General features: G+C 65.9%; 18 protein-coding genes. 12 read left to right on the plus strand and 6 right to left on the minus strand.

Translation table 11 applies throughout. From position 1 onward, the window contains the following. Positions 1-60 precede the first annotated feature (60 nt). Genes FHS74_RS05985 through FHS74_RS05995 form a run of 3 tightly spaced genes read left to right on the plus strand, consistent with a single transcriptional unit; the run spans position 61 to position 1,603 of the window. On the plus strand, positions 61-663 hold the full coding sequence (locus tag FHS74_RS05985; protein ID WP_184798491.1) for a TetR/AcrR family transcriptional regulator: 603 nt from the start codon (positions 61-63) through the stop codon (positions 661-663). A gap of 12 nt (positions 664-675) precedes the next feature. Next, the gene (locus tag FHS74_RS05990; protein ID WP_184798492.1) at positions 676-963 is read left to right on the plus strand and encodes a YciI family protein; all 288 of its coding nucleotides are present in this window, start codon (positions 676-678) and stop codon (positions 961-963) included. A 31-nt stretch (positions 964-994) separates the two neighbouring features. Then, positions 995-1,603: a DNA-3-methyladenine glycosylase I gene (locus tag FHS74_RS05995; RefSeq protein ID WP_184798494.1), complete on the plus strand. Its 609-nt coding sequence runs from the start codon at positions 995-997 to the stop codon at positions 1,601-1,603. A 14-nt stretch (positions 1,604-1,617) separates the two neighbouring features. Here FHS74_RS05995 and FHS74_RS06000 read toward each other — a convergent pair whose 3' ends face one another. Further along, positions 1,618-2,127 carry a hypothetical protein gene (locus FHS74_RS06000; RefSeq protein ID WP_184798496.1) on the minus strand — a complete coding sequence of 170 codons (510 nt, stop codon included), beginning with the start codon at positions 2,125-2,127 and terminating at the stop codon, positions 1,618-1,620. A gap of 264 nt (positions 2,128-2,391) precedes the next feature. Between FHS74_RS06000 and FHS74_RS06005 the strand changes: the two genes are divergently transcribed. Then, entirely contained in the window at positions 2,392-2,676 is a 285-nt protein-coding gene (locus FHS74_RS06005; RefSeq protein WP_246462945.1) for a (2Fe-2S)-binding protein, read from the plus strand. A gap of 134 nt (positions 2,677-2,810) precedes the next feature. Here FHS74_RS06005 and FHS74_RS06010 read toward each other — a convergent pair whose 3' ends face one another. Then, complete coding sequence (locus FHS74_RS06010) at positions 2,811-5,174, minus strand: S9 family peptidase (protein ID WP_184798498.1); 2,364 nt, start codon at positions 5,172-5,174, stop codon at positions 2,811-2,813. A gap of 368 nt (positions 5,175-5,542) precedes the next feature. On the opposite strand from FHS74_RS06010, the gene FHS74_RS06015 reads away from it, so the two are divergent. The 3 genes from FHS74_RS06015 to FHS74_RS31115 all read left to right on the plus strand — a co-directional run bounded on the left by FHS74_RS06015 (position 5,543) and on the right by FHS74_RS31115 (position 9,691). Continuing rightward, positions 5,543-6,193 (plus strand): LuxR C-terminal-related transcriptional regulator, encoded by a 651-nt coding sequence (locus FHS74_RS06015; protein WP_184798500.1) that lies wholly within the window; start codon positions 5,543-5,545, stop codon positions 6,191-6,193. A 257-nt stretch (positions 6,194-6,450) separates the two neighbouring features. Beyond that, a complete protein-coding gene (locus FHS74_RS06020; RefSeq protein ID WP_184798502.1) occupies positions 6,451-6,840 on the plus strand; it encodes a response regulator in 390 nt (129 codons plus the stop codon). Further along, the gene (locus FHS74_RS31115) at positions 6,824-9,691 is read left to right on the plus strand and encodes an ATP-binding protein (protein ID WP_184798504.1); all 2,868 of its coding nucleotides are present in this window, start codon (positions 6,824-6,826) and stop codon (positions 9,689-9,691) included. The genes FHS74_RS06020 and FHS74_RS31115 overlap by 17 nt, the downstream gene beginning before the upstream one ends. Before the next feature lie 41 nt (positions 9,692-9,732). On the opposite strand, the gene FHS74_RS06030 is transcribed toward FHS74_RS31115, so the two are convergent. Both FHS74_RS06030 and FHS74_RS06035 read right to left on the minus strand, forming a co-directional pair. Next, a complete protein-coding gene (locus FHS74_RS06030; RefSeq protein WP_184798506.1) occupies positions 9,733-10,914 on the minus strand; it encodes a PAS domain-containing sensor histidine kinase in 1,182 nt (393 codons plus the stop codon). Between the two features lie 244 nt (positions 10,915-11,158). Further along, positions 11,159-12,487 (minus strand): porin, encoded by a 1,329-nt coding sequence (locus FHS74_RS06035; protein WP_184798508.1) that lies wholly within the window; start codon positions 12,485-12,487, stop codon positions 11,159-11,161. Positions 12,488-13,156: 669 nt separating this feature from the next. On the opposite strand from FHS74_RS06035, the gene FHS74_RS06040 reads away from it, so the two are divergent. Then, positions 13,157-14,572 (plus strand): ammonium transporter, encoded by a 1,416-nt coding sequence (locus tag FHS74_RS06040; RefSeq protein WP_184798509.1) that lies wholly within the window; start codon positions 13,157-13,159, stop codon positions 14,570-14,572. 175 nt (positions 14,573-14,747) lie between these two features. Then, on the plus strand, positions 14,748-15,086 hold the full coding sequence (locus FHS74_RS06045; RefSeq protein WP_184798511.1) for a P-II family nitrogen regulator: 339 nt from the start codon (positions 14,748-14,750) through the stop codon (positions 15,084-15,086). A 231-nt stretch (positions 15,087-15,317) separates the two neighbouring features. Here the strand turns inward: FHS74_RS06045 and FHS74_RS06050 are convergent, their stop codons facing one another. Next, positions 15,318-16,796 (minus strand): methyl-accepting chemotaxis protein, encoded by a 1,479-nt coding sequence (locus FHS74_RS06050; RefSeq protein WP_184798513.1) that lies wholly within the window; start codon positions 16,794-16,796, stop codon positions 15,318-15,320. 478 nt (positions 16,797-17,274) lie between these two features. Here FHS74_RS06050 and FHS74_RS06055 point away from each other — a divergent pair, with 478 nt between their 5' ends. From FHS74_RS06055 to FHS74_RS06065, 3 genes are all read left to right on the plus strand, one after another. Continuing rightward, entirely contained in the window at positions 17,275-17,658 is a 384-nt protein-coding gene (locus tag FHS74_RS06055) for a PRC-barrel domain-containing protein (protein ID WP_184798515.1), read from the plus strand. A 318-nt stretch (positions 17,659-17,976) separates the two neighbouring features. Then, positions 17,977-18,345 (plus strand): collagen-like protein, encoded by a 369-nt coding sequence (locus FHS74_RS06060; protein WP_184798517.1) that lies wholly within the window; start codon positions 17,977-17,979, stop codon positions 18,343-18,345. A gap of 293 nt (positions 18,346-18,638) precedes the next feature. After that, positions 18,639-20,261, plus strand: a complete 1,623-nt coding sequence (locus FHS74_RS06065; RefSeq protein ID WP_184798519.1) for an ABC-F family ATP-binding cassette domain-containing protein — start codon at positions 18,639-18,641, stop codon at positions 20,259-20,261. A 42-nt stretch (positions 20,262-20,303) separates the two neighbouring features. Here FHS74_RS06065 and FHS74_RS06070 read toward each other — a convergent pair whose 3' ends face one another. After that, the gene (locus FHS74_RS06070; protein WP_184798521.1) at positions 20,304-22,601 is read right to left on the minus strand and encodes a S8 family serine peptidase; all 2,298 of its coding nucleotides are present in this window, start codon (positions 22,599-22,601) and stop codon (positions 20,304-20,306) included. Positions 22,602-22,790: the final 189 nt, after the last annotated feature.

Below are 22,790 nucleotides of genomic sequence, written 5' to 3' on the forward strand. Positions count from 1 at the left end.
ATAGGACGGTCATCCTAATCGTGCCCATCGGCCGGGCGCGGCATCGGAAAGTGGGGGGACATGGGCGGCCAGTCGACCCGGGATCAGATCATCCAATGCGCTGACCGGCTGTTCTATGAGAACGGCTTTGAGCATACGTCGTTCACCGACATCGCCGCCGCCGTCCAAATCTCCCGCGGCAACTTCTATTACCATTTCAAAACCAAGGATGAGATCCTGGACGCCGTCATCCTCCACCGCTTGGCCACCACCCAGGCCATGCTGGAGCGGTGGGAGGCGGAGGGCGGCACGCCGGTGGGGCGCATCGGCCGCTTCATCCACATCCTGATCCAGAACCAGGCCAAGATCATGAAACACGGCTGCCCCGTGGGCACGCTGTGCCATGAGCTGGCCAAGCTGAACCACGCGGCCCAGGCCGACGCCACCCGCCTGTTCACCCTGTTCCGTGACTGGCTGGCCCGGCAGTTCACCCTGCTGGGCCGCGCGGCTGATGCCGACGCCCTGGCCCTGCACCTGCTGGCGCGCAGCCAGGGTGTGGCGACCCTGGCCCAGGCTTTGCGCGATGAGGGCTTCGTCCAGGCGGAGGTGCGGCGGATGGATGATTGGCTGGCGGCCCTGGCCCCTGAACCACCAGGTTCGGCACAGCCCCAGGCCTCAAATTAGAAGGGAACCCCCATGTTCGTTGTCACGCTGACATTCGCCGCCAACAGGGCCCAGGCGCCCCAGCACATGGACGGCCACAACGCCTGGCTACGCCAGGGCTTCGAGGACGGCGTGTTCCTGCTGTCCGGCACCCTCCAGCCTAAGCGGGGTGGCGCCATCCTGGCCCACAACACCACGCTGCCCGACCTGCAGGCCCGGTTGGCCGCCGATCCCTTCGTGGCCGAAGGCGTGGTGGTGGCCGAGATCGCGGAGATCACGCCCGGCAAGGCCGATGATCGCCTGGCCTTCCTGCTGGCCTGACGTTTTCAGTCATTCGGGGGGAGGGGACACCATGGCCTTGACGACATCCGCGCCGGACGGCCGCCCCCGCTGTGGCTGGTGCGCGGCGGCGCCGGAGTTCTTGCCCTACCACGACCACGAATGGGGCTTCCCCGTGGGCGACGACCACCGCCTGTTTGAGAAGCTGTGCCTGGAAGGTTTCCAGTCGGGCCTGAGCTGGCGCACCATCCTGGCCAAGCGCGATAACTTCCGCGCCGCCTTCCACGACTTCGATTTCAACCGCGTCGCCACCTTCACCGAGGCCGACGTCGCCCGCCTGCTGCAGGATGCGGGCATCATCCGCCATCGCGGCAAGATCGAGGCCGTCATCAACAACGCCGCCCGCGCCCAGGACCTGGTGCGGCAGGAGGGCTCGCTGGCCGCCTATCTCTGGCGCTACGAGCCCCGGCCGGAGGATTGCGCCCCACCCCAAACCGCTTCCACCTCCCCGGCCTCCATCGCCCTGTCCAAGGACCTGAAGAAACGCGGCTGGAAATTCGTCGGCCCCACCACCGTCTTCGCCTTCATGCAGGCCATGGGGCTGATCAACGACCACGCCGAGGGCTGCGTGGTGCGGGAGGAGGCGGAGCGGGCGCGGGCGGGGTTCAGGCGGCCGGGGTGATGTGTTTTGGAAGCTTATTGCGGAACTAGCTCGCTGAACTGTCGTCCATCCCAAAAATGGAATTCGAATTCCTTGTTCGTGAAATTGTATGCCGAAAACAGAATGGCGTTTTGGTGGGGTGGGTTGATACTATTAATGGACTCCTGGAATTTTGACAGATAATGTGCAACATCGGCTTTGGCGCGGCTTTGGAAAATGAATACTGATAGGAACGCATTGGCAATGAGAAGTTTATTAAGGTCGATACGAAGATTATTTAGATCAGTTTTCCATTCAGACTCTACTGCCAGGACGAGTCTGGAGAGCAGTCTTTTGTCAAAATCATCATAATCCAACCAGGCGATATCGAACATCCATCCGCCGTGACCAGGGTGGGCAACCGTATAATTAAATTCTATCTTTCCAATCTGGCAAAGCATATCGGTAATGGAACTTGTCCATGCTTTATTGTCTATAAGACTTTCAGATCTGTCGCTGATTGTCTTTAGACAAGAGGCTATTCTGTGGGAAAGAAATTTTTCCAATATCGTCTCTCGGTTTGGTTGTCGGCAATTGCTAGATTATATATTAAAATATACAACTATCAATGTGCATTGTGTGCCAACCTGAGCGCAAGATTCGCATCGACGCGTTGACGTCGGAAGTCTAGGAATAACACGCTGAAATGTCTGCGATATCGGGCGGACGAAGGTGAAGCCTTTGCCGAAGTCGATGCACTCGGCCATTTCCCGGCCAGCAATCACCGTGAAGCCAAACGACACTCCAAAACGCACCGCACCCATCCGCGAATGCCTCGCAGAATCAGCCTTGCCAATGCGAACGCCTCTCACTATCTTGAGGACCAGATCAGCCTCTGGGTGGGTGCTTACGCCATGTATGTCTGCGTCTGTAACGCCATCAACTGCCGCACCGTCCGCACCCATATCGGCGCGGGGGCGCAGAGCGTTGGGGCGGTGTTCAAGGCGCAGGGGTGTTCGCCTCGCTGCGGCCGGTGCTTCGACACCATGCGCGAGATGATCGACGAGGGGAAGGGCGCCAACACCTCCGAGCCTGTGCTGCGGGCGGCGGAGTAAGCGTTCCTCCGCGTCGCCGCTTCTTCGGAAGACGGTATAAGAAAAGCCACCGACCCGGCTGGATCGGTGGCTTTGTCGTTTCTGGGCTCAGGCCCTGGCGAAGGGCCGGCGGCCCCTCGCCAGGAAACGCCCGCCTATGGCGTCCCGGCCGACGCCCCGCCGCCCGCCGTCTGGGCGCCGGTGCCGCCCGCCGGCCGCAGGGTGCGGTCGAAGAAGTCCAGCATGGTGTTGTAGCGGTGGATGTTGGCGTAGGTGTCGTAGAAGCCGTGACGCTGGCCCGGATAGGTCATCAGGTCGAACTGTGTCCCCTGCTGCTGCAAGGCCCGGATCAGCTTGGTGGTGTTGTCGAAGAAGACGTTGTCGTCGGCCATGCCGTGGATGACCATCAGCCGGCCCGTGATGTTCTTCAAATCCTTGAAGACGGATGAATCCTCATACGCCGTGCCCTGGGCCGGGTCGCCCAGGTAGCGCTCGGTATAGGCGGTGTCGTAGAGGCGCCAGTCGGTCACCGGCGCGCCGGCGGCCCCGGCGGCGAACACGCCTGGCGCCCGGGTCAGCATGATGATGGTCATGAAGCCGCCGTGGCTGTGGCCGTAAAAGCCCAGATGCTGGCCGTCCACGAAGGGCAGGGACTTCAGGTAGTTGGCCCCCGTCACCTGGTCCGCCACCTCGACCGAGCCGAAATGGTGGTACGTGGCCGACAGGAAGGCCTGGCCCCGGTGGGGCGTGCCGCGGTTGTCCAGCACCATGACGACGTAGCCGTTGCGCGCCAGCACCTGGGTGAAGCCGGTCTGGGCGTCGCCCCAGGCGTGGGTCACCAGCGCCGCCGCCGGGCCGCCATAGGCGTTGACGATGGCGGGGTACTTCTTGCCGCTGGTCTTGGCGCCCGGGGGCAGCAGCAGCATGTAGTGCAGGTCGCTGCCGTCGTCGGCCTTCAGCACGCCGAATTCCGGCTGGATCTCGCCGGCCAGATAGGGGGCGAAGGGGTGGCCCTCGTCCAGCTTGTTCTCGATCAGCCAGGTGACGCGCTCGCCCTTGGCGTCGTCCACCGACAGTTGCGGCGGCTGGTGCGGGCCGGAGTAGCTGTGCAGCCAAGTGCCGCCCTTGGCCGCCATGACGGCGCCGTGCCAGCCGGCCTCATGGGTCAGGGCCGTCACCTCGCCATTGCCCAGGCGCACGGCGTAGACATGGTGGTCCAGCGGCCCCTCGCGGAAGCCCGTGAAGAAGACGTGGCCAGCCGCCTCATCCACCCCGGCCACGGCGTCCACCGCCCAGTCGCCCCGGGTCAGGGCCCGGCACTTGGCCGCCTCATGGTCGCAGAGGTAGAGGTGCTTGTATCCCGTCCGCTCCGACGCCCAGAGGATGCGGCCGTCGGCCAGCGCCCGCAGGTCCTCATGCAGGTTCAGGAAGGTCTTGCTCTCTTCGGTCAGCAGGGTGCGCTTGGCCCCGGTGGCGGGGTTGACGGCCAGCAGGTCCAGCCGCTTCTGGTCGCGGCTCAGGCGCTGGACCAGCACCTCCGACCCGTCGCGGCGCCAGTCCACGCGCGCCAGGTAATAGCCGGCGGGGTCGCCCAGGTCGACGCTGGCGACCTTGCCGGACGCCAGGTCCATCACCCGCAGCGTCACCTTGGCGTTGGCGCCGCCGGCGAAGGGATAGCGCTGCGGCACCACGGTCACGCCCTCGGCGCCATAGTCATAGCGGCTGACCAGCGGCACGGCGGACTCGTCCACGCGGGTGTAGGCGATGTAGCGGGCGCCGGGCGACCACCAATAGCCGGTGTTGCGCTTCAACTCCTCCTGCGCCACGAACTCCGCCGTGCCGTAGGACAGGGTGCCGCCGCCATCCTGGGTCAGGGCCCGCTCCTGGCCCTTGGCTAGGTCGTAGACGTACAGGTTGTTGCCGCGCACATAGGTCACCAGATCGCCGCCGGGGGCGAAGCGGGCGTCGATGGCGGCGTCCTTGGTGGTGGCGCTGTCGGTGATGCGCCGGGGGGTGCCGCCCGGCGCCATGACGAAGACGTCACCGGCGACGGGGAACAGCAGGGTCCTGCCCTCCTCATCCCAGCCATAGTCGACGATGCCGGTGTCGCGGATGCGCTGGCGCTCCCGCCGGCCGCGCTCCTCCTCGCTTTCCTTGGCGCTGAACTGGTCGCTGTCGACCAGCAGGCGATGCTCGCCCGCCTTGATGTCATAGGCCCACAGGTCGGTCTTGTTGGCGTTGTCGGCCTTGGCCTTCAGATAGGTCACCAGGGTGCCGTCGGGGGAGAACTTCACGCCGCGCGCCCGGGGGCCGTTCAGCGACGGGCTGCCCAGCATGCGCTCCACCGTCAACGCGGTGCCCGCCGATGCGTCGGCCGCCGGCGCCGGTGTCGCCGCCAGGGTGCCGCCGGCCAGGACGCCACCGGCCACAGCGGCACCGGCCACGACGCCACTGGCCAGAAGGCGGCGCCAAAAGCCCATCGCCGCGCCAGACCCGCCGGCGCGTCCCCACGTCCCCATATCAGCCTCCCAAGGCGGCGCGCCTTCAGGCCAGCGCCGTCGGTTACGGTCCCAAACTGCCCGGCACCGTAACGAAGGGGCCCGTGGCTGTAAACCGGCCGCTTGGACGCCTGCGGGCCCCGGGCCCGGGGCGCCACGGCGCTCCCGGCGTCAAGGCGTTGTTTTGAAATTGTTGTCTTGGGGCCGGCGTCGGCGGATGATGGACACCGACAAAGGCGCCGGCCAACGGACGCCGCCCTGGTGGGACGCCACCCTTTGGGCATGGTGCCACTGGGCATGGTGCCACTGGGCATGGGGCCATTGGGCAAGGTGCCACTGGGCATGGCAAGGCCGAGGGGGATGCCGTGGAAAATGCCGGGAAAAGGCCGATGCGTGTATTGGTCGCGGATGACCACCCGATGTACCGCGACGCGCTGGAACTGTACATCACGCGCGACTGGCCCGAGGCCAGCCTGACGGCCGTCGGCTCGCTGGAGGAACTGGACGCCCTGGCCGGGCAACCGGAGGTTCCGGAGTTCGATCTGGTGGTGATGGACTGGCAGCTGCCGGGCGGGGAGGGCGGGGCCGGAATGGATCGGCTGGACGCCGCCGGCATCGACGCCCCGGTGGCGGTGGTGACGGGGCATGAGGATGCCGCCATCGCGCGCGAGGCCCTGACCCGGGGCGCCTGCGCCTTCCTGCCCAAGACCTTGCCCAGCGTCGCCCTGGTGCAGATGCTGAAGGTCGTGGCGTTCGGCGGCAGCGTCGTGCCGGCGGACGTGGCCCTGCGCATGGCGGGCGCCTTGGCTCCCCCGTCGGCGTTGGCGCCGGAGACCGGTGGCCTGCTGACGGAGCGGGAGCGCGAGGTGCTGGACCATCTGTCGGGCGGTGCCACCAACAAGGAGATCGGTCGGCTGCTGGATTTGCAGGAGGTGACGATCAAGCTGCACACCCGCCGCATCCTGCGCAAGCTGGGCGCCAAGAACCGGGTGGAGGCGGTGACGCGGGCGCGCGACCTGGGCTTGCTGGGTGGTGGCTGAGGGGGCGGGGGGTTGAGGGGGCGGCGGTTGAGGGGGCGGGGGAAAGGCGGCGCAGGGGTGTTCGGCGCCCGGCGCGGGGCATGGCGTCCATGCGAAAGCGTGGGATAGCGGGTCGCTATCCCCGCTATCCCTATTCCCCGCGGCGATAGCCTTCGCCGCAGATGCGGCGGGGTAATGGTTCGGGTGATATGCGGCCCCAACAGGAGGCCCACAGCGGACCGCCTTTTCCCCGGATCATTTCCCGAAAGCCTATCCCAATGAGCGCCATCCTGATCGTCGACGACAACGCCGAATTCCGCGACTATCTGTGCGAGGCGGTGCGGCGTCTGGGCCATGCCCCGGTCATGGCCGCCTCGGCCCGCGAAGGGCTGGCGATCCTGGTGAGACAGCCGGTGCGTGCCGTCATTTCGGATCTGCTGATGCCGGAGATGGATGGATTGGAAATGGCCCGTGAGGTCCGCTCGATGCACCCGGACATGCCGCTGCTGATCCTGAGCGACGGGCCGGAGGGCATCACCGCCCCCTGCCTGCGCGCGGCGCAGCTGATCTACGGCGCCGCCATTTCCGAGAAGGGCGGCGGCCTCGGCCCGCTTCTTGCCGATTTCCTGGCCCAGCCGGGGAAGGAGGCCTGTGAGCCCGCCGCCTGATGCCCCCGGCGCGCGACGACCGCTGGCGCGAGGACCGCTCGCGCGGGGCAGCGTCTCCACCCGCCTGCTGCTGATCCTGGTGCCGCTGGTGTTGCTGGCGGCGGTGGGGACGGCCTTCGTGGCGGTGCGGACCAGCCGTGCCGTGGTGGAGCGCTTCGCGGTGGAATACGGCGAGGACCTGGCCCAGAAACAGGCGGGCGAGATCGCCGCCATCACCCGGGAAAAGATCGCCTTCGTGGAAGGCCTCGCCCGGCAGGTGGAGGCCATGGTGGCCACCGGCACCCATGACCGGCGGCTGGTGGCCAAGTATATCGAGCGCACGGCGCTGGCCCATCCCACCCTGGTCGGCTTCTGGTTCCTGGCGGAACCGGATTTCCTGGGGGCGGACCGGGACTTCAGCGAGGGCGATCCGGTCCTGGGCCTGCCGAAAAGCGGGCGCTTCGCGACCTATTATGTCGCTGATGGCCAGGGCGGGGTGAAGCCGGGTGAAGTCCGTCCCGATTTCTACAATGACGCGTACTATGCCCGCCCGGCCCAGACCCGGGCCCGCCAAGCCGTCCCGCCCTATTTGTACACCGTACTGGGCCGGCCGATCTGGATGATCTCCTACACCATACCGGTGATCGTTGATGGACGTCTGATCGGCGTCGCCGGCACCGACCTGTCGCTGGAACAGCGGGCGCAGGAGTTGGACGCGCGGCGGCCCTTGGGCGGCAACATCTACATGATCAACCGCGAGGGCAACTGGACCTATCACCCGGAGCACGCCCTGCTGGCGACCAAGGCCACGGTGGGTGAGGGGCCGCAATTCCAGCTGGGGCCGGATGAGCTGGCCAAGGTGCTCAAGGTCGAGCCCTATGAGGTGGAACGCCAGGACGCCGCCGGCCACCGCGTCCGCCGTTACGCCGTGCCCATGGTGTTTTTCGAGGGCGACAATCGCCGCATGCTGCTGTTCGATGTCCCGGTCGCAGGCTTGAGCGCGCCTTTCGCCGGCATTGGCACGGCCATCATGCTGGCCTCGCTTGCCACCGGCGTGTTGCTCAGCCTGGTGCTGGTGGCGGCTGTCCGCTCCATCATCGGCGCGCCCCTCGCCCGGGCGGCGCGCACGATCGACCTGCTGGACCAGGGGGCCTTGGTGGCCGTGCCCGACACGGCGCGGGGGGATGAGATCGGCGGCATCGCCCGCGCCCTGGACCGTTTCCGTGGCACGTTGGCGGAACGCGACCGGCTGCGCGTCCAGGTCGAGGAGCGGACGACGGCGCTTGAGCGTATGTTGGCCGGGGTGGGCGCGGCCAAGGACGCCATCGTGCTGTTCGATGCCGACTACACCGTGCTTTACGCCAACCCGGCGGCGATAGCCCTGCTGGGCGCCCCCGACGCGGACGCCGTGGTCGGCCACCCTTGGCTCGATCTACTGACGCCTGACACGGTGGCCCGGGCGGAAGAGGGGCGCCAGCGCCGCCGCGCCGACCTGATGTCCACCGGCTACGCCCACATGGTGAGCGAGAAATGGGAGAGTATCTGGGGCCGCACCATGGAGGCGTACGAGACGACCCTGAGCCTGCGGCCCAATGGCGATATCGTCATGGTGCTGCGCGACGTCTCGGCCGCCCGCCGGGTGGCGCGGGAGCGGGAGGAGCTGCAGCGCCAGTTGCTGCAACAGGACAAGATGGAGGCCATCGGCCGGCTGGCCGGGGGTGTGGCGCACGATTTCAACAATCTGCTGGGCGCCATGCTGGGCTATGTCGAATTCCTGTTGGATGACCTCAACCCCCAGGACAAGGCCCACAGCTATGTCGCCCGCATCAATGCCGTGGGCAAGCGGGCGAAGGACCTGGTGGGCCAGATCCTGACCTTCGCCCGGTCGGACAAGGGGGAGCTTCAGGCCGTGTCGCCGGTGGCGGTGCTGGAGGAGGCGCGGGGGATCCTGCGCTCCGCTGTGCCGGCGACGACGGAGATGATTTTCCAGATCGCGGGATCGGTGCCCAATGTGCGCGCCAATCCCACCCAACTGGTCCAGGTGTTGATGAACTTGGTGATCAATGCCCATGACGCCCGCCGGGGCGAGGGCGGGCGCATCCGCATTCGCCTGTTTCCCGGCCCCGCCCCGGTTGACGTTCGTGTGCGGGAGGGGCGCTGGCAGGAGCATGAGGCGCTGCCCTTCGACAAAAGCCGCCCGCACGTGGTGCTGGAGGTGGAGGATGAGGGCCATGGCATGCCCATGGAGGTGATGACCCGCCTGTTCGAGCCCTTCTTCACCACCAAGGGCAAGGGCCGGGGAACCGGCCTGGGAATGCCTGTCGTCTATGGCATCCTCCGCGCCCACGGCGGCGGCATGACCGTGATGTCGGCGGAGGGCCAGGGCACCTTGCTGCGCGTCGTCTTGCCGGTGGGGGGACCAGGGGCGGCCGCCGCCTCCCCCTTCACCCCCTTGGCCCAGCCGGCGCCCCCGCGCCGCCGCCTGCGCATCCTGGTGGTGGACGACGCGGCGGAGATGGGCGACATGCTGTTGGAAGGGCTGTCGCGCCGGGGGCATGAGGTCGCCGTCTGTGAAACCCCGGCCGAGGCGCTGGAGGTGTTCGAGGAGAACCCGCAGGCCTTCGATGCCGTGGTCAGCGACCAGACCATGCCGGGCATGACCGGGCTGGCCCTGATCGCCCTGCTGAAGGCGCGCCGGCCGGACCTCCCCTGCGTGCTGTACACCGGCTATAGCGAACGCTCTGACGAGCGGGCCGTGCTGGCCGCCGGTGCCGATGCCTTTTTCCTGAAGCCTGTGGTGGTGGAACGGCTGGCCGCGAAGGTGGAGGCGCTGTGCGCTGCCCCCGCGCCGGCACCGTTGCCCGGCGCCTGAAAGACCTGAATTTGCGGCGCCAGGCTGCCGGCCGCTTTCCTTTAAGGCGCCAGCCTGCCGGTTGGCGTGGGCAGGTACAGGGTGGCCACGGTGCCGTTCAGCAGCGAACTGGACAGGTCCAGCTGGCCGCCCAGCATGCAGGCGATGCTCTGGGCGATGGGCAATCCCAGGCCCAGCCCCTGCTGGCGAGAGCGGGCCTGTAGGATGACGCTGCCGAAGGGGACGGCCGCCGCCTGCAATTCCTCCGCCGACATGCCCCGGCCCTGGTCGATCACCCGCAGGGTCACGGCTTCCAGGCTCTGCCCGATCTCAACCACCACCGGCTGTCCGGGCGGGGAGTAGGTCAGCGCGTTGGTCAGCAGTTCCATCAAGGCCCGGTTCAGCAGGTTGCCGTCCACCTCCAGCACGCACGGGGCGACGGTGTCCGGGGCGTGCTGGACGCGCACGCGCTTGTCACGCCCGCCGCCCAACTGGCGGACAAGGCGGGCGATGAAGGGCTCCAACTCGATCAGTTGCAGTTCGGTGGCGGCGGCTCCCGATGCCAGGCGGGTATAGTCCAGCAGGCGGTTGACGGTGCGCAGCAGGCGGTTGCCGGCGCTGGTGATCTCCCGCAGATAGTCGTTGCGTTCGGCCGTTTCCTCCTGGTCCAACTGGCCGATCAGGTCACCGAAGCCGAGGATGGCGTGCAGCGGCGTGCGCAGCTCATGCGTCACCAGGGCCAGGAAGCGTTCCTTGGCTTCGTTGGCGCGCTGGGCCTGTTCATTGGCGGCGCGCAGCGCCTGTTCCGCCTCCTTGCGGGCGGTGATCTCCTCCACCGTGCCCTCGTAATAGAGGGGGTGGCCGTTGGCATCGCGCACCTCGCGGCAGGTCTCGGCGATCCAGATGATGGTGCCGTCGCGGCGGCGGATGCGGGATTCAAAACCTTGGATGACGCCGCGCGATCGCATCTCGGCGACGAAGGCCTCGCGACGGCCCGGGTCGACATACAACTGGACGCCGATATCGGTCAGCGCCCGCAGCATGTCCTCGCGGCACTCATAGCCGTAGAGGCGCGCCAGGGCGGGATTGGCGTCGAGATAGCGGCCGTCGATGGTGGTCTGGAACAAGCCCCAGGGCGCTTGCTCGAACAGGCGGCGATACCGGTCCTCGGGATGCGCCAGGTCCGCCTCGACACTGATGTCCGCGGCCGGGGTGTGGATGGGCACCGGTGTCAGGACCGTCATGGGGGCCGTCATGGGGGATGGATGCTCAATGCGCAGGGAAACCGGCAAACCTGTCACCTAACCAAGCCTCCGCGTGCCCGTGACGTTCATGAGGGGCAGCCTTTCAAGCGCGCGTCCATAAGCGATCAAATCCATAAAGGACAGGAAGCTGCGGCGACTGCCCGGCGCCATAGCCCGATCTTCTTCTTTCGAATAAGCGCGGACGGTTTCGAGGAACCGTCCGCGCCAATCCCATAGTAGCGGATTAACCGCCGAAGGGCAGAATCAAATCAAAGCCGAAGGTGACCTGGCTGTCCTTGGTCAGGTTGTCATAGGCGTTGTGGTTGGCCTTGTCGTAGCGCACCTCGGGCCGCAGGGTCAGGCCGTCCAGCACGCCCAGGTCCGCCGGCTTCCAGGTCAGGCCCAGGGTCAGCTCGCCATAGCTGGTGCCAACGCCGGTGGCCAGGGCCGTCTTTTCCAGGGGATAGCCCTTTTCCAGGTAGACGAAGTCGCGGTTGCCGGGGAAGGCCGCCACGAAGAAGCCGTGGCCGTCCCGCCAGTATTCGGCGCGCAGGTTGGCCGTCAGTTCCGGCGTCAGGGTGTAGCTCACGTACTGGGCGACACCGCCGCCGTCGACGTTGAACAGGTCGTCCTTGATATAGTTGAGTTCGGTGATCAGCGTCAGTTCGTCCGTCGCCTTGAAGGTGGCGGTGATGTCGCTGATCCAGCGGTTTTCATTATTGGCGTCGGCGTAGCCCAGCGGCGCCTTCAGGCTGGGGTTTTCCGGACCAACATGGGTCAGGGCCAGCACGGTCAACTTGCCATCCAGCAAGTTGTTCAGGCCGATGCCGAAGATGCCGGCGGCGGCGCTGTTGTTGTCGCCGTCGCTCAACGTCGTGTTCACGCCGCTGTCGACGCCGCCGTACAGATCCACGTCCGGCGTCAGGTGCAGGGTGGCCAGCGCGCCGGTGTGCTTCAGCGGCAGGCCGAAATTGAAGATGTAGCTGTGGCTGTAGAACAGGTTGGAGGGGCCGGCGATGACCTCGGCGCCCAATGGCGTCGAGAAGGCGCCCACCTTCAAGTCCAGGCCGCCCGCGCCGGGGCTGGGGAAGTGCAGGATGACGTTGGCTTCCACCAGGTCAAGCTGGGCCCGCTCCTTGATCCCGGTATCCAGGATGCCCAGGAAATGGGTGTAGCGGGCATCCGTGCCGTAATAGGCCTGGACCTTGAAGCCCCAGTCGAAGCCTTCAGCCTTGGGGTCCAGGTCCTTGGAAACGGTGCCCGACAATTGGTTCAGCACCAGCTGATTCGTCTTGTCGGTGAACAGGTGCCCATAGTTGACGCCGCCCGAAGGCCCGTCGCTGTTGAAGGTGGCGCCGACTTCGGCATAGCCGGACCATTTGATGCCAGGGGGCTCGGCGGGGGCCGCCTCATCCGCCAGCGCAGGCGTGGCGACGGCGGACAACCCCAACATAAAGCCGACCGCGGTCGCGGCGGTCGCCGCCAGCAGGATGGCTTTGGTGGTGCGTCCACGCGGGGCCGGCGCGAGAGCAGCAAGCGGACGGTCGACTTCAATCTCCCGAACTGAGGCCATTGGTTATTCTCCGTGAGGCTTGTTGTTTTATGTAAGCAGTGACTGCGTTTTGCGATGCAGCAAGATCGATGCCAGTAGACGTTGACTGCTCGAAAAAAAGGCATGGCTCCGATATCGGCCCCCTGCGGCGCTTGACCGCAGGCTGGTGCCATTGGCCACAAAAGGTTGATTTGCCGGGCTGAAGGTCGGGGCTGGTCGTTTTCACGCTGGAAAGTTGTGATGAGCCCCGTCATCAGTGAAACTGGTTTCCATAAGTTGTGCGACAGGGTGGGGATTTGAAAAAATGTGCACGATTTTTATGCATGGGGCGAAATCCTCGGTTTGGGCCTGATCCACAGGGCTCAACCAGTAGGCTCAGTCTCTTGAAACACCTTCAAAAAGAACCCGAAACCGTAGGCTGTGTGCCATCCTGATTTGCCCATAATATGGGCAATCATTCAGGGGGAGGGCCGACTGGGGCGGAATCCGTGCGGTTTTTTTAACCTTTTGGCAATAAAAGCCCCTCAACTCCCCTCCCCATAAGGCCAGTGTTCTCGCCCATCCGCGCCGTGTTCGCAGTGCGGCACGAACTTTGAAAGGGGGATGAGGTTGGCTGACGGCTGGACCGGTTCCCGGGGGCAGACCTGGGGATACCGGAACCGGCTTAAACGAACGGGAATGGGGAGCCAGATGAACCGTTTGCTTGGGAACCGTTTACTTGGATTGGCGGTCATGGCGTTGGCGGGCATGGTGCCGGCGCTGGCCTTTGCGCAGGATGCGGCACCCGCCGCGGCCGCGGCTGTGGCTGCGGCCGCACCGGCGGCGCCCACGATTAGTGGAGGCGACACGGCGTGGATGCTGACATCCACCGCCCTGGTGCTGATGATGACCATCCCTGGCCTGGCGCTGTTCTACGGCGGCATGGTGCGGAAGTTCAACGTGCTGGCCATGGTGATGCAGAGCTTCGCCATCACCTGCCTGGTGACCGTGCTCTGGGCGCTGGTCGAATATAGCCTGGCGTTCTCGGCGGCCAGTGACGCGGCGGACGCCAAGGAATTCATCGGCGGCTTCAGCCGCGTGCTGCTGGCGGGCATGGATCCGACCGGCACCCACGCCCTGGCCCCGACGATTCCGGAGCCGGTGTTCATGATGTACCAGATGACCTTCGCGATCATCACGCCGGCGCTGATCACCGGCGCCTTTGCCGATCGCATGAAGTTCTCGGCTATGCTGGTCTTCATCACGCTGTGGTCACTGCTGGTCTACGCCCCCATCGCCCACACGGTGTGGCACCCCAATGGCTATCTGGCCAAGCTGGGTGTGCTGGACTTCGCCGGCGGCACGGTGGTGCACATCAACGCCGGCATCGCCGGCCTGGTGGCCTGCCTGGTGATCGGCAAGCGCAAGGGCTACCCTAACGCCGACTTCAGCCCGCACAACCTGGTGCTGAGCCTCATCGGCGCCTCGCTGCTGTGGGTGGGCTGGTTCGGCTTCAACGCCGGCTCGGCACTGACCGCCGGCCCGCGCGCCGGCATGGCGATGACGGTGACCCAGGTGGCCACGGCCGCCGCGGCTTTGTCCTGGGTGTTCGTCGAGTGGGCGGTCAAGGGTAAGCCGTCGGTTCTGGGCATCATCTCCGGCGCCGTCGCCGGCCTGGTGGCCATCACCCCGGCCGCCGGCTTCGTCGACACCGTGGGCGCCTTCGCCATCGGCATCGCCGTCGGAATCATCTGCTTCTTCTCCGCGACCTCGCTGAAGAAGCTGCTTGGTTACGACGACAGCCTGGACGCTTTCGGCGTGCATGGCATCGGCGGCATCGTCGGCGCCGTCCTGACGGGCGTCTTCGCCAAGATTGCCGTGGCCAACACCGAGGGTGCCTTCGCCGCGGCCCTGAAGGACGCGCCGGACACCAAGCTGGGCCTGATCGAGGGCAACGCTGCCCAGGTGCTGATCCAGCTGGAAGGTGTGGGTTTCACCATCGTGTGGTGCGGCGTCATCACCTTCGTGCTGCTGAAGATCATCGACCTGGTGATCGGCCTGCGCGTGGATGAGGATGTCGAGCGCGACGGCCTGGACATCGCCCTGCACGGTGAGTCCATCCACTGAGCCTGGGCCACCAAGCCTTTGTTGCCTGCTGAGGGGCCGGCCCCGTCAAGGGCTATCCCTAAGGGTCTGAAGTCCAAGAGGATCCGAGGGGAACCAAAGTTGGCCGGGGATGTTAAGCTACCCCGGCCGACCCAGCCCCTCGGCGATCACGAATATCCAATCAGGGAGTGGTCTGATGAAGTTCATTATCGCGGTGATCAAACCCTTCAAGCTTGACGAGGTCCGCGACGCCCTGACGGGTCTCGGGGTTCAGGGCCTCACTGTCACCGAGGTCAAGGGCTATGGCCGCCAAAAGGGCCAGACCGAGATCTACCGGGGCGCTGAATACGCGGTCAGCTTCCTGCCCAAGATGAAGATCGAAGTGGCCGTGCCCGATGAACTGGCCGACAAGGCGGTGGAGGCCATCCAGGCCGCCGCCAACACCGGCAAGATCGGCGACGGCAAGATCTTCGTTCTGGAGCTGGCCCAGGCCGTGCGCATCCGCACGGGCGAGACCGACACCGACGCGCTGTGAGGCTGTCGGGGCGCGGGGCATGTACCCCGCGCCCCGCCTGACGGGCGCCTCAGCTTTCCCCGATGATCAGGCCTCGGGGAGGCGCGCTGGTGCTGTGTGAAAATGTTGAAAGGGCGGTCTCCCTGGGGTGACCGCCCTTTCCTTTGCCGTCTCCGGTGATGGCCGCCGCGCTGCCGCGTCGCCCGCCAGTGTTGACGGCTCAGCCGCCATGGACACCCTGGCGCATGCGGGTTAGCGGACCAGGACGCGCGCCGCCTCCTTGGTCTTGCCGACGGCTCCGGTCACCTGCTGTACCGCCGCCGAGATGGCGGTGACATTGGCGGTCACCGTCGACACGGCGGCGGAGGCGCTCTGCATGTTGCCGGACATGGTGCGGGTCAACGCGGTCTGCTCCTCCACCGCGGCGGCGGTGCCGGTCACATGCTCCCGGACGGTTGAAACCGCGTCCCGGATGGCGGCCAGCGACGCCGCCACTTCGGTCGACGTCGCCTGGATGCCCTCGATCTCCGCCGAGATCTGTTCCGTCGCCTTGGCCGACTGGTTGGCGAGGTTTTTGACCTCCGACGCCACGACGGCGAAGCCTTTGCCCGCCTCACCGGCGCGCGCGGCCTCGATGGTGGCGTTCAGGGCCAACAGGTTGATCTGGCCGGCGATGTTGTTGATCAGTCCGACGATGCCGTTCATGGCCTGGGCGGCGGCGGTCAGGCGGTCGGTGCTGACACCCACCGTCACCGTCCGGTCGAACGCGCCGTCGGTGGCCGTCCGGGCGCGCGTCATGCTGCGCGAAATCTCATCGATGGATGCGGCCAGCTCCTCGGCGCTGGCGGCCACCGCCTGGACGCTGGCCGAGGTGCTGTCGGCCGCCGTGTTGGCGGAGTTGGCTTCTCGGGTCGACAGGTCGAGCGCATGCTCGATCTCACCGAAATTCTCGTCGATCAACGTCTTGAGGTTCCCCAGCAGGGCCACCTGGGCGGTCACGTCCGACGCGAACTTGACGACCTTGGTCACCTTGCCCTTGTCATCGAAGATCGGGTTGTAGGCGCCCTCGATCCAGACCGGCTTGCCCGACTTGCTGACCCGCTTGAACTGCGCCGCCTGATACTCACCCCGGCGGAGACTTTCCCAGAACCGGCTGTAGTCGGCGCTGTTGCGATAGTCCGGTTCGACGAACATGTTGTGATGCTTGCCCACCACCTCGTCCAGCCGGTATCCCATGGCCGACAGGAAATTGTCGTTGGCCTTGGTGATGATGCCCTCGGTCGTGAACTCCACCACGGCCTGCGACCGCGTGATCGCGACCATTTGCGAGGCGTAGTCCTGGTTTTCCAGCCGCTCCTTGGCATCGGCCCATTCGACGACGAAGCCGATACGGCGCGCTCCCTCGGTCAAGGGGGTGACCAGCAGGTCGAACTGGTGACCGGCGACCTTGATCGTGGCCCGATGGGGTTGGGTCAGTGCTGCCAGCATGGTGCGCTGATGGCTGGGATTCTTGTGGAAGATGTCGATGTTGGCGCCGACCAGGCGGTTCACGTCCAGCCGCGGCAGTTCCTTGCGCAAGTCGCCCTCGACCTCGCGCAATAGGGCGACGACCGATGGGTTGACGTGGACGATATTGAGATTTTCATCGGCGACCATGACTTTCGCCCGCAAGGCGTCCAGCGCCGCCGTCTTGCGCATCAGCGTGTCGTTCTTTTTCAGAAAACCCAACATTGTTCCCATCCGGAAAAATAATTGATCTAACGTATCTTGTATCTGAGATCGCAAATAATAGGTTAACGCCACCGCGCTTATCATATAACCCTTGGTATATACGGGCATGCGCGCAATTCCGGCGGCATGCACCCGTTTGCCTCATAAGTATTGATCTGTTCACCTTTAAATGGTGTTCGTTCCCTGGCGGCGGCATCCCTTCACTACGATGAGATGCTGGTCTTCAAAGCGCCGGCGGGTTGTCAGCAACCCTTGGCTCCTTCGCGTGATAAGTGATTTCCGATCCTGGCGTGCGGGGTGCGTGGGCCCCATTCTGCGCACCATAGATAGCCCTTCAGCTATTCAGCTCCGCCTGTCCGGTGCCGGGCGGGATTGCAGGGAAGTGCAGGGGTGGGACCATCCCGTCCTTCCTGGTCGCCCCGTCCTGATACCGAACTTTTGATCCAGGTTTGTGACCAGATCCGTGAAAGGAACGATCATGACGCGTACCATTCCACTTTTGCTGGCGGCCGCTCTTGTCCTCGGTGCGGGCCCCGCCTTCGCCCAAGGCGCCCCGCAAACGATTTCCCTGCTGAAGATTGACCCGGCGTCGCTGGCGACAGGTTATCGGACTTCCAAGGTGGTCGGCAGTTCCGTACTGAACGAGGCCGATGAAACCATCGGCACCATCGACGACCTGATCGTCACCCCCGGCGAGAAGGTCCCCTTCGCCGTCTTGTCGGTCGGTGGTTTTCTGGGCATGGGCACGAAATATGTGGTGGTGCCCTATAGCGCCCTTGAAGTCAGTGACAAGCGGATGCTGTTGCGGGGTGCCACCAAGGATTCGTTGAAGGGCCTCCCGGAATTCAAATACAGCCATTGATGCATCACCGGAAGCGGGGCCTGATCATGGCCCCCGTTTCCGCCTTTCAGCCCTCCAGAGCAACGCTGGGGCGGCCTTTGAACGCGGCGCCCGTTTCGGCTGGCGGGTGATGTCTGGTGCGCGCTGATTGATACGGCCATGGCGTTCGCGCTCGCCCATGTCTCATGCGATTGATGTGGCATCAATCCGGGATTTCATTATTTAAAAATCTCCGGTCCGTAGGTAATTTCCGGCCCTATAACTCGTCATGATTTTAATAATATCGTGAACATGCATCGGTTTCGCCTCTTCGTGGCGCCGATTATTAAAGGAATCGTCATGAGACATTTAGCTCATTCAGTAGTTTTTCTTGCATCTCTCGGTGTTGGCGCCTGCACAGGTCCGGCGGGACCACGGGGGGAACAGGGCAACACGGGCAATACGGGTTACACCGGTTCCCAGGGTGCCACCGGCAACCAGGGGAACACCGGCTATACCGGCGCGCAAGGGGCCGTGGGCAGCCAAGGGGATACCGGCAATGCCGGCGCCCAGGGAGCCACCGGTTCGCAAGGCGCCACCGGCAGTCAGGGCGATACCGGTGACACCGGGGCCGACGGCAAGAAAGGCGCCACCGGAAGCAAAGGCAGCACTGGGTCCACCGGCGCTGGTGGCAGTACCGTGGTGGTGGTTCCGCCGCGCGGCCAGTGATCGCGGCGGCGGGTACGCGGCGCCGGTACAGCGACGCCGCGAAGGAATTCGACAGCTCAGGAGGGGCGCCGGCAACGGCGCCCCTCCTGGCATTTCCGGGCGCTCCTGCAGCACCGGAAGCCGGGTGGGCGCCGGTATGGGCGAACCCCCGGGGGCGGGCGCATTGATCACGGCGGGGTTGGCGGGATGGCGCCATGCCGTGTCGTTGGGTACGGCATGCCGATCAGGACTCTATCGCGTTCCTTATCCTGTGGCATAAGGGGGCCATCCACGCCTCGGGAACTTGACCACCTATGATCCGCCTCGAAAACATCAGTAAGCACAATGGTCATCGGATTCTGTTCCTGGAGACATCGGCGGCGCTGAACAGGGGCGAGAAGGTCGGCCTGGTCGGGCCCAACGGGGCCGGCAAGACCACCCTGTTCCGGATGATCACGGGCGAGGAACTGCCCGACACGGGCCAGGTGTCGGTCGAGAAGCAGGTCTCCATCGGCTATTTCAATCAGGATGTCGGCGAGATGGCCGGCCGCAGCGCCGTCGCGGAGGTGATGGACGGCGCCGGTCCGGTCAGCGACGTGGCGCGGGAATTGGCCAGTCTGGAGATGGCCATGGCCGATCCCGACCGGGCCGATGAGATGGACGCCATCATCGAGCGCTATGGCGAGGTGCAGGCGCGCTTCGACGAGCTGGGCGGGTATGAGCTGGAGGGGCGGGCGCGGGAAGTGCTGGCCGGGCTCAGCTTCAGCCAGGAGATGATGGACAAGGACGTCGGCATGCTGTCGGGCGGCTGGAAGATGCGCGTGGCGCTGGCCCGCATCCTGCTGATGCAGCCCGACGCCATGCTGCTGGACGAACCCAGCAACCACCTGGACATCGAAAGCCTGATCTGGCTGGAGGGCTTCCTGAAAGGGTACGAGGGCGCCCTGTTGATGACCTCGCACGACCGGGAGTTCATGAACCGCATCGTCACCAAGATCATCGAGATCGACGGCGGGTCCCTCACCAGCTATTCCGGCGACTACGCCTTTTATGAACAGCAGCGGGCGCTGAACGAAAAGCAGCAGCAGGCGCAGTTCGAACGCCAGCAGGCCATGCTGGCGAAGGAGCTGAAGTTCATCGAGCGCTTCAAGGCCCGGGCCTCGCACGCCAGCCAGGTGCAGAGCCGGGTGAAGAAGCTGGACAAGATCGAGCGGGTTGAACCGCCGAAGCGCCGCCAGACCGTGACCTTCGACTTCCCGCCCGCACCCCGCTCCGGCGACGACGTCGTGGTGCTGAAGAACGTGCACAAGGGCTATGGCAGCCGCACCATCTACCAGGGTTTCGACCTCACCATCCGCCGCAAGGAACGCTGGTGCGTCATGGGCGTCAATGGCGCCGGCAAGTCGACGCTGCTGAAGCTGGTGGCCGGGGCCGACCGGCCGGACGCCGGCACCGTCGCCGTCGGCGGCAGCGTCAAGATGGGCTATTTCTCCCAGCACGCCATGGAACTGCTGGACGAGGAGCAAACCGTGTTCGAGGCCCTGGAGGGCCATTTCCCGCAGGCGAACCAAGGGTCGCTGCGCACCCTCGCGGGATGCTTCGGCTTTTCCGGCGACGATGTGGAAAAGAAGTGCCGTGTCCTGTCGGGGGGGGAGAAGGCCCGGCTGGTGATGGCCATCATGCTCTACAACCCGCCCAATTTCCTGGTGCTGGACGAACCGACCAACCACCTTGACCTCGACACCAAGCAGATGCTGATCACGGCGCTGGCGGCGTACGAAGGCACGATGCTGTTCGTGTCGCACGACCGGCACTTCCTGGCGACGCTGTCCAACCGGGTGCTGGAACTGACGCCGGACGGCATCCACCAGTACGGCGGCGGCTACACCGAATACGTGGCGCGCACCGGACAGGAGGCCCCCGGCCTGCACAGCTGAGGCGCCGCCACGAAGAGGGCTTTCCTGCTTTCCGCGCGCGGATCAGTTCGCGGCCAGGACGACCAGGGCGAAGGGCTGCGGGCCTTGCGGCACGTTGGCCCCGATCACCTGCACGGTCCAGGCGCCGGCGGCGGCGGCCGTGATGGCGATGGACTCCACATTGTTGGCGTTGTCCAGCTGCTGTCCATCCGCGCCGGCGTTGCCGGTGCGGGTCGACCCGTCGGGCCCGCGCAGCACCAGATTCAAATTGTTGACCAGATTGGCGCCGGGATAGTCGCTGTAGGCCAGCACCACCCGCAGGGGCTGGCCCTCCGCCGTCACCGTCAGGCCGTATTGGTACAAGTCGCCGGTAGAGACGGCGTTGCCGTCCAGGAAGGTGGCGCGCACCGGCGCGGTGGGCGCCAGGACCGAAACCAGATTGACCCGTCCGAAGCCCTGGTTGTTATCCGGGGGCGATGTATCGGCGCTGTTCAGCGGAACGGTGCCGGCGATCAGCGCCGCCTTCAACAGCGCGGCCGAGGGGCTGGCGACACCCGCCCGGGTGCGCAGATATTCGCGGATCAGGGTGACGGCGCCGGCGGTCAGGGGGGCGGCGGTGCTGGTGCCGCTCTCATACATGTAGAATTCGGAAGAAGGGTCGTAGGGCGCCTGGCCGCGATAGGTGTCGGGCAGCAGGCGCGACCGGGCGGACAGGATGTAGGTGCCGGGCGCCACCACGTCGGGCTTCACCCGCCCGTCCTGGGTGGGGCCGCGGCTGCTGAACGGGGCCATCTGGTCGGGGCCGCCCGCCACCAAGGCGTCGACCGGCACCGCCTTGGGGCCCCACTTCTTGCCATTGGTGATGGCGATGCCCTGTCGGTCGTTGGCGCAGGCGCCCACCGTGATGCAATTCTTGGCGGTGCCGGGGGGCGTGACGCTGCCGGGATCTATCCTGCCGTCGCCGTCATTGTCGGCCCCGTCGTTGCCGGCGGAAAAGACGATGCAGAAGTCTGGATGGTTCCAGATGAAGGTGTCGATGTCGCTGCAATAGGAATTATAGGCCTGGCGGGTGCCCCCGCCCCAGGAATTGGAATGGATGCGCGCACCCTGGTCATAGGCCCAGCCGAACAGCACTTTGAGGTCGCTGGGCAGGCCGGCCAGGGCGTAGGCCGGGGGAGGGGTGGCGGTTCCCTGCTGATCGGACTTCCAGTCCAGATGCTGTTCCACCGCCTGCACCACCAGCTGCGCCTTGTAGGCCAGTCCCCGGACCGGTCCGGCCACGTTGGCCAGGTCCGCGCTGGCGGTGCCGTCACCCAGCAGGGAGCCGGCGGTGTGGGTGCCATGGCCGCGGTTGACGTCGGCGGGGCCGTCATCGGCACCGGGGTTGTTCACGCGGGAGGCATAGCTGGGGCTGATGGGATAACTTTTCAGGCTGAGGACCCGGCCGGCGAAATCAGGGTGGATGGTGGCGGGGTCGCCCGTGTCCAGCCCGGTGTCGCACAGCGCCACCACCTCCCCGGCACCCGACAGCCCCAGGCCCGGCACGTCGGTGACGGGGCTGGCCGTGCCGATGATGCGGGTGGCCTGGTCGGTGGACAGCAGGGGCAGAACCTGTCGGCCGATGCGCTTGACCCCATGCACCCGCGCCAGCGCCAGCAGCTTTTCCCGCAGGGCGCCGTCATCGGGTCGTGTCGTCTCCACCACCAGCAGGGCGCTGCCCGGCGCCTCCTCCAGGACGGTGAAGCCGGCGGCGATCACGGCCGCTTGTTGATGCCTGGCTTGGGCCGCGCTGAAGAACGCGACGGTGTAGGCGTCGGGCAAGGCGTGGCCGTGGTGCGCGCCGGGTGCTGGCGGAGCCGCCAGTTCATCGATGTCGTGGGCCAGGCGGGCGGCATAGGGCAGGTGCCCCACCCAGCGCACAGGCGCCAGCCGGGTCAGCGCGCCCGCCTGGTCGGCGGTGGCGCGGACGACGATGGCGAAATTCTGATACGGCTCGATCACCTCGACCCCGGTGGCGCCCACGTCGGCCACCCAGGCGTCCTGGATGGGGCCGACGAACTGGACGATATAGTGGTGCCTGCCCTGGGGCAGGGCGTCCTGGCCCGCATAGGCGGGATGGGGATGGTGGCTGCCGTCCGCGGCCACCCGGGGAAGATCGGTGGCGATGGCCTGGCCGCCCGCCTGCACCGTGTAGTGGTCGGTGATGTCCTCCGTCAGGCCCGTCGCCGTCACCGCCGCCACGGCCGCGTCGCCATCCGCCTCGACGATGCGGAAGGCGGGATAGTCCTGCAGCAGGCGGACACCGGGCAGGGCGACCAGGGCTGGGGGGATGGCGTCGAAAACCTTGATCACGCGAGACATGGGGATCGATCCGCCCTGGCTGTATTTCCTGAACGGGCACCATCTTAGGGTGGTTAATCGCTGCCGCCAACCCCGTGTCGCTGTGACGGGGGCAGCGATGCCCCCGCTTAAAACTTTAATCCAGGCCCCCTTTTGCCGCCGCTTTTGTTAGGCTGCCTGCTATCGGGCCACACCCATTGGCAGAATGGG

Origin of the sequence: Nitrospirillum iridis (assembly GCF_014205765.1) — a bacterium.
In the GTDB taxonomy this organism is placed as follows: domain Bacteria; phylum Pseudomonadota; class Alphaproteobacteria; order Azospirillales; family Azospirillaceae; genus Nitrospirillum; species Nitrospirillum iridis.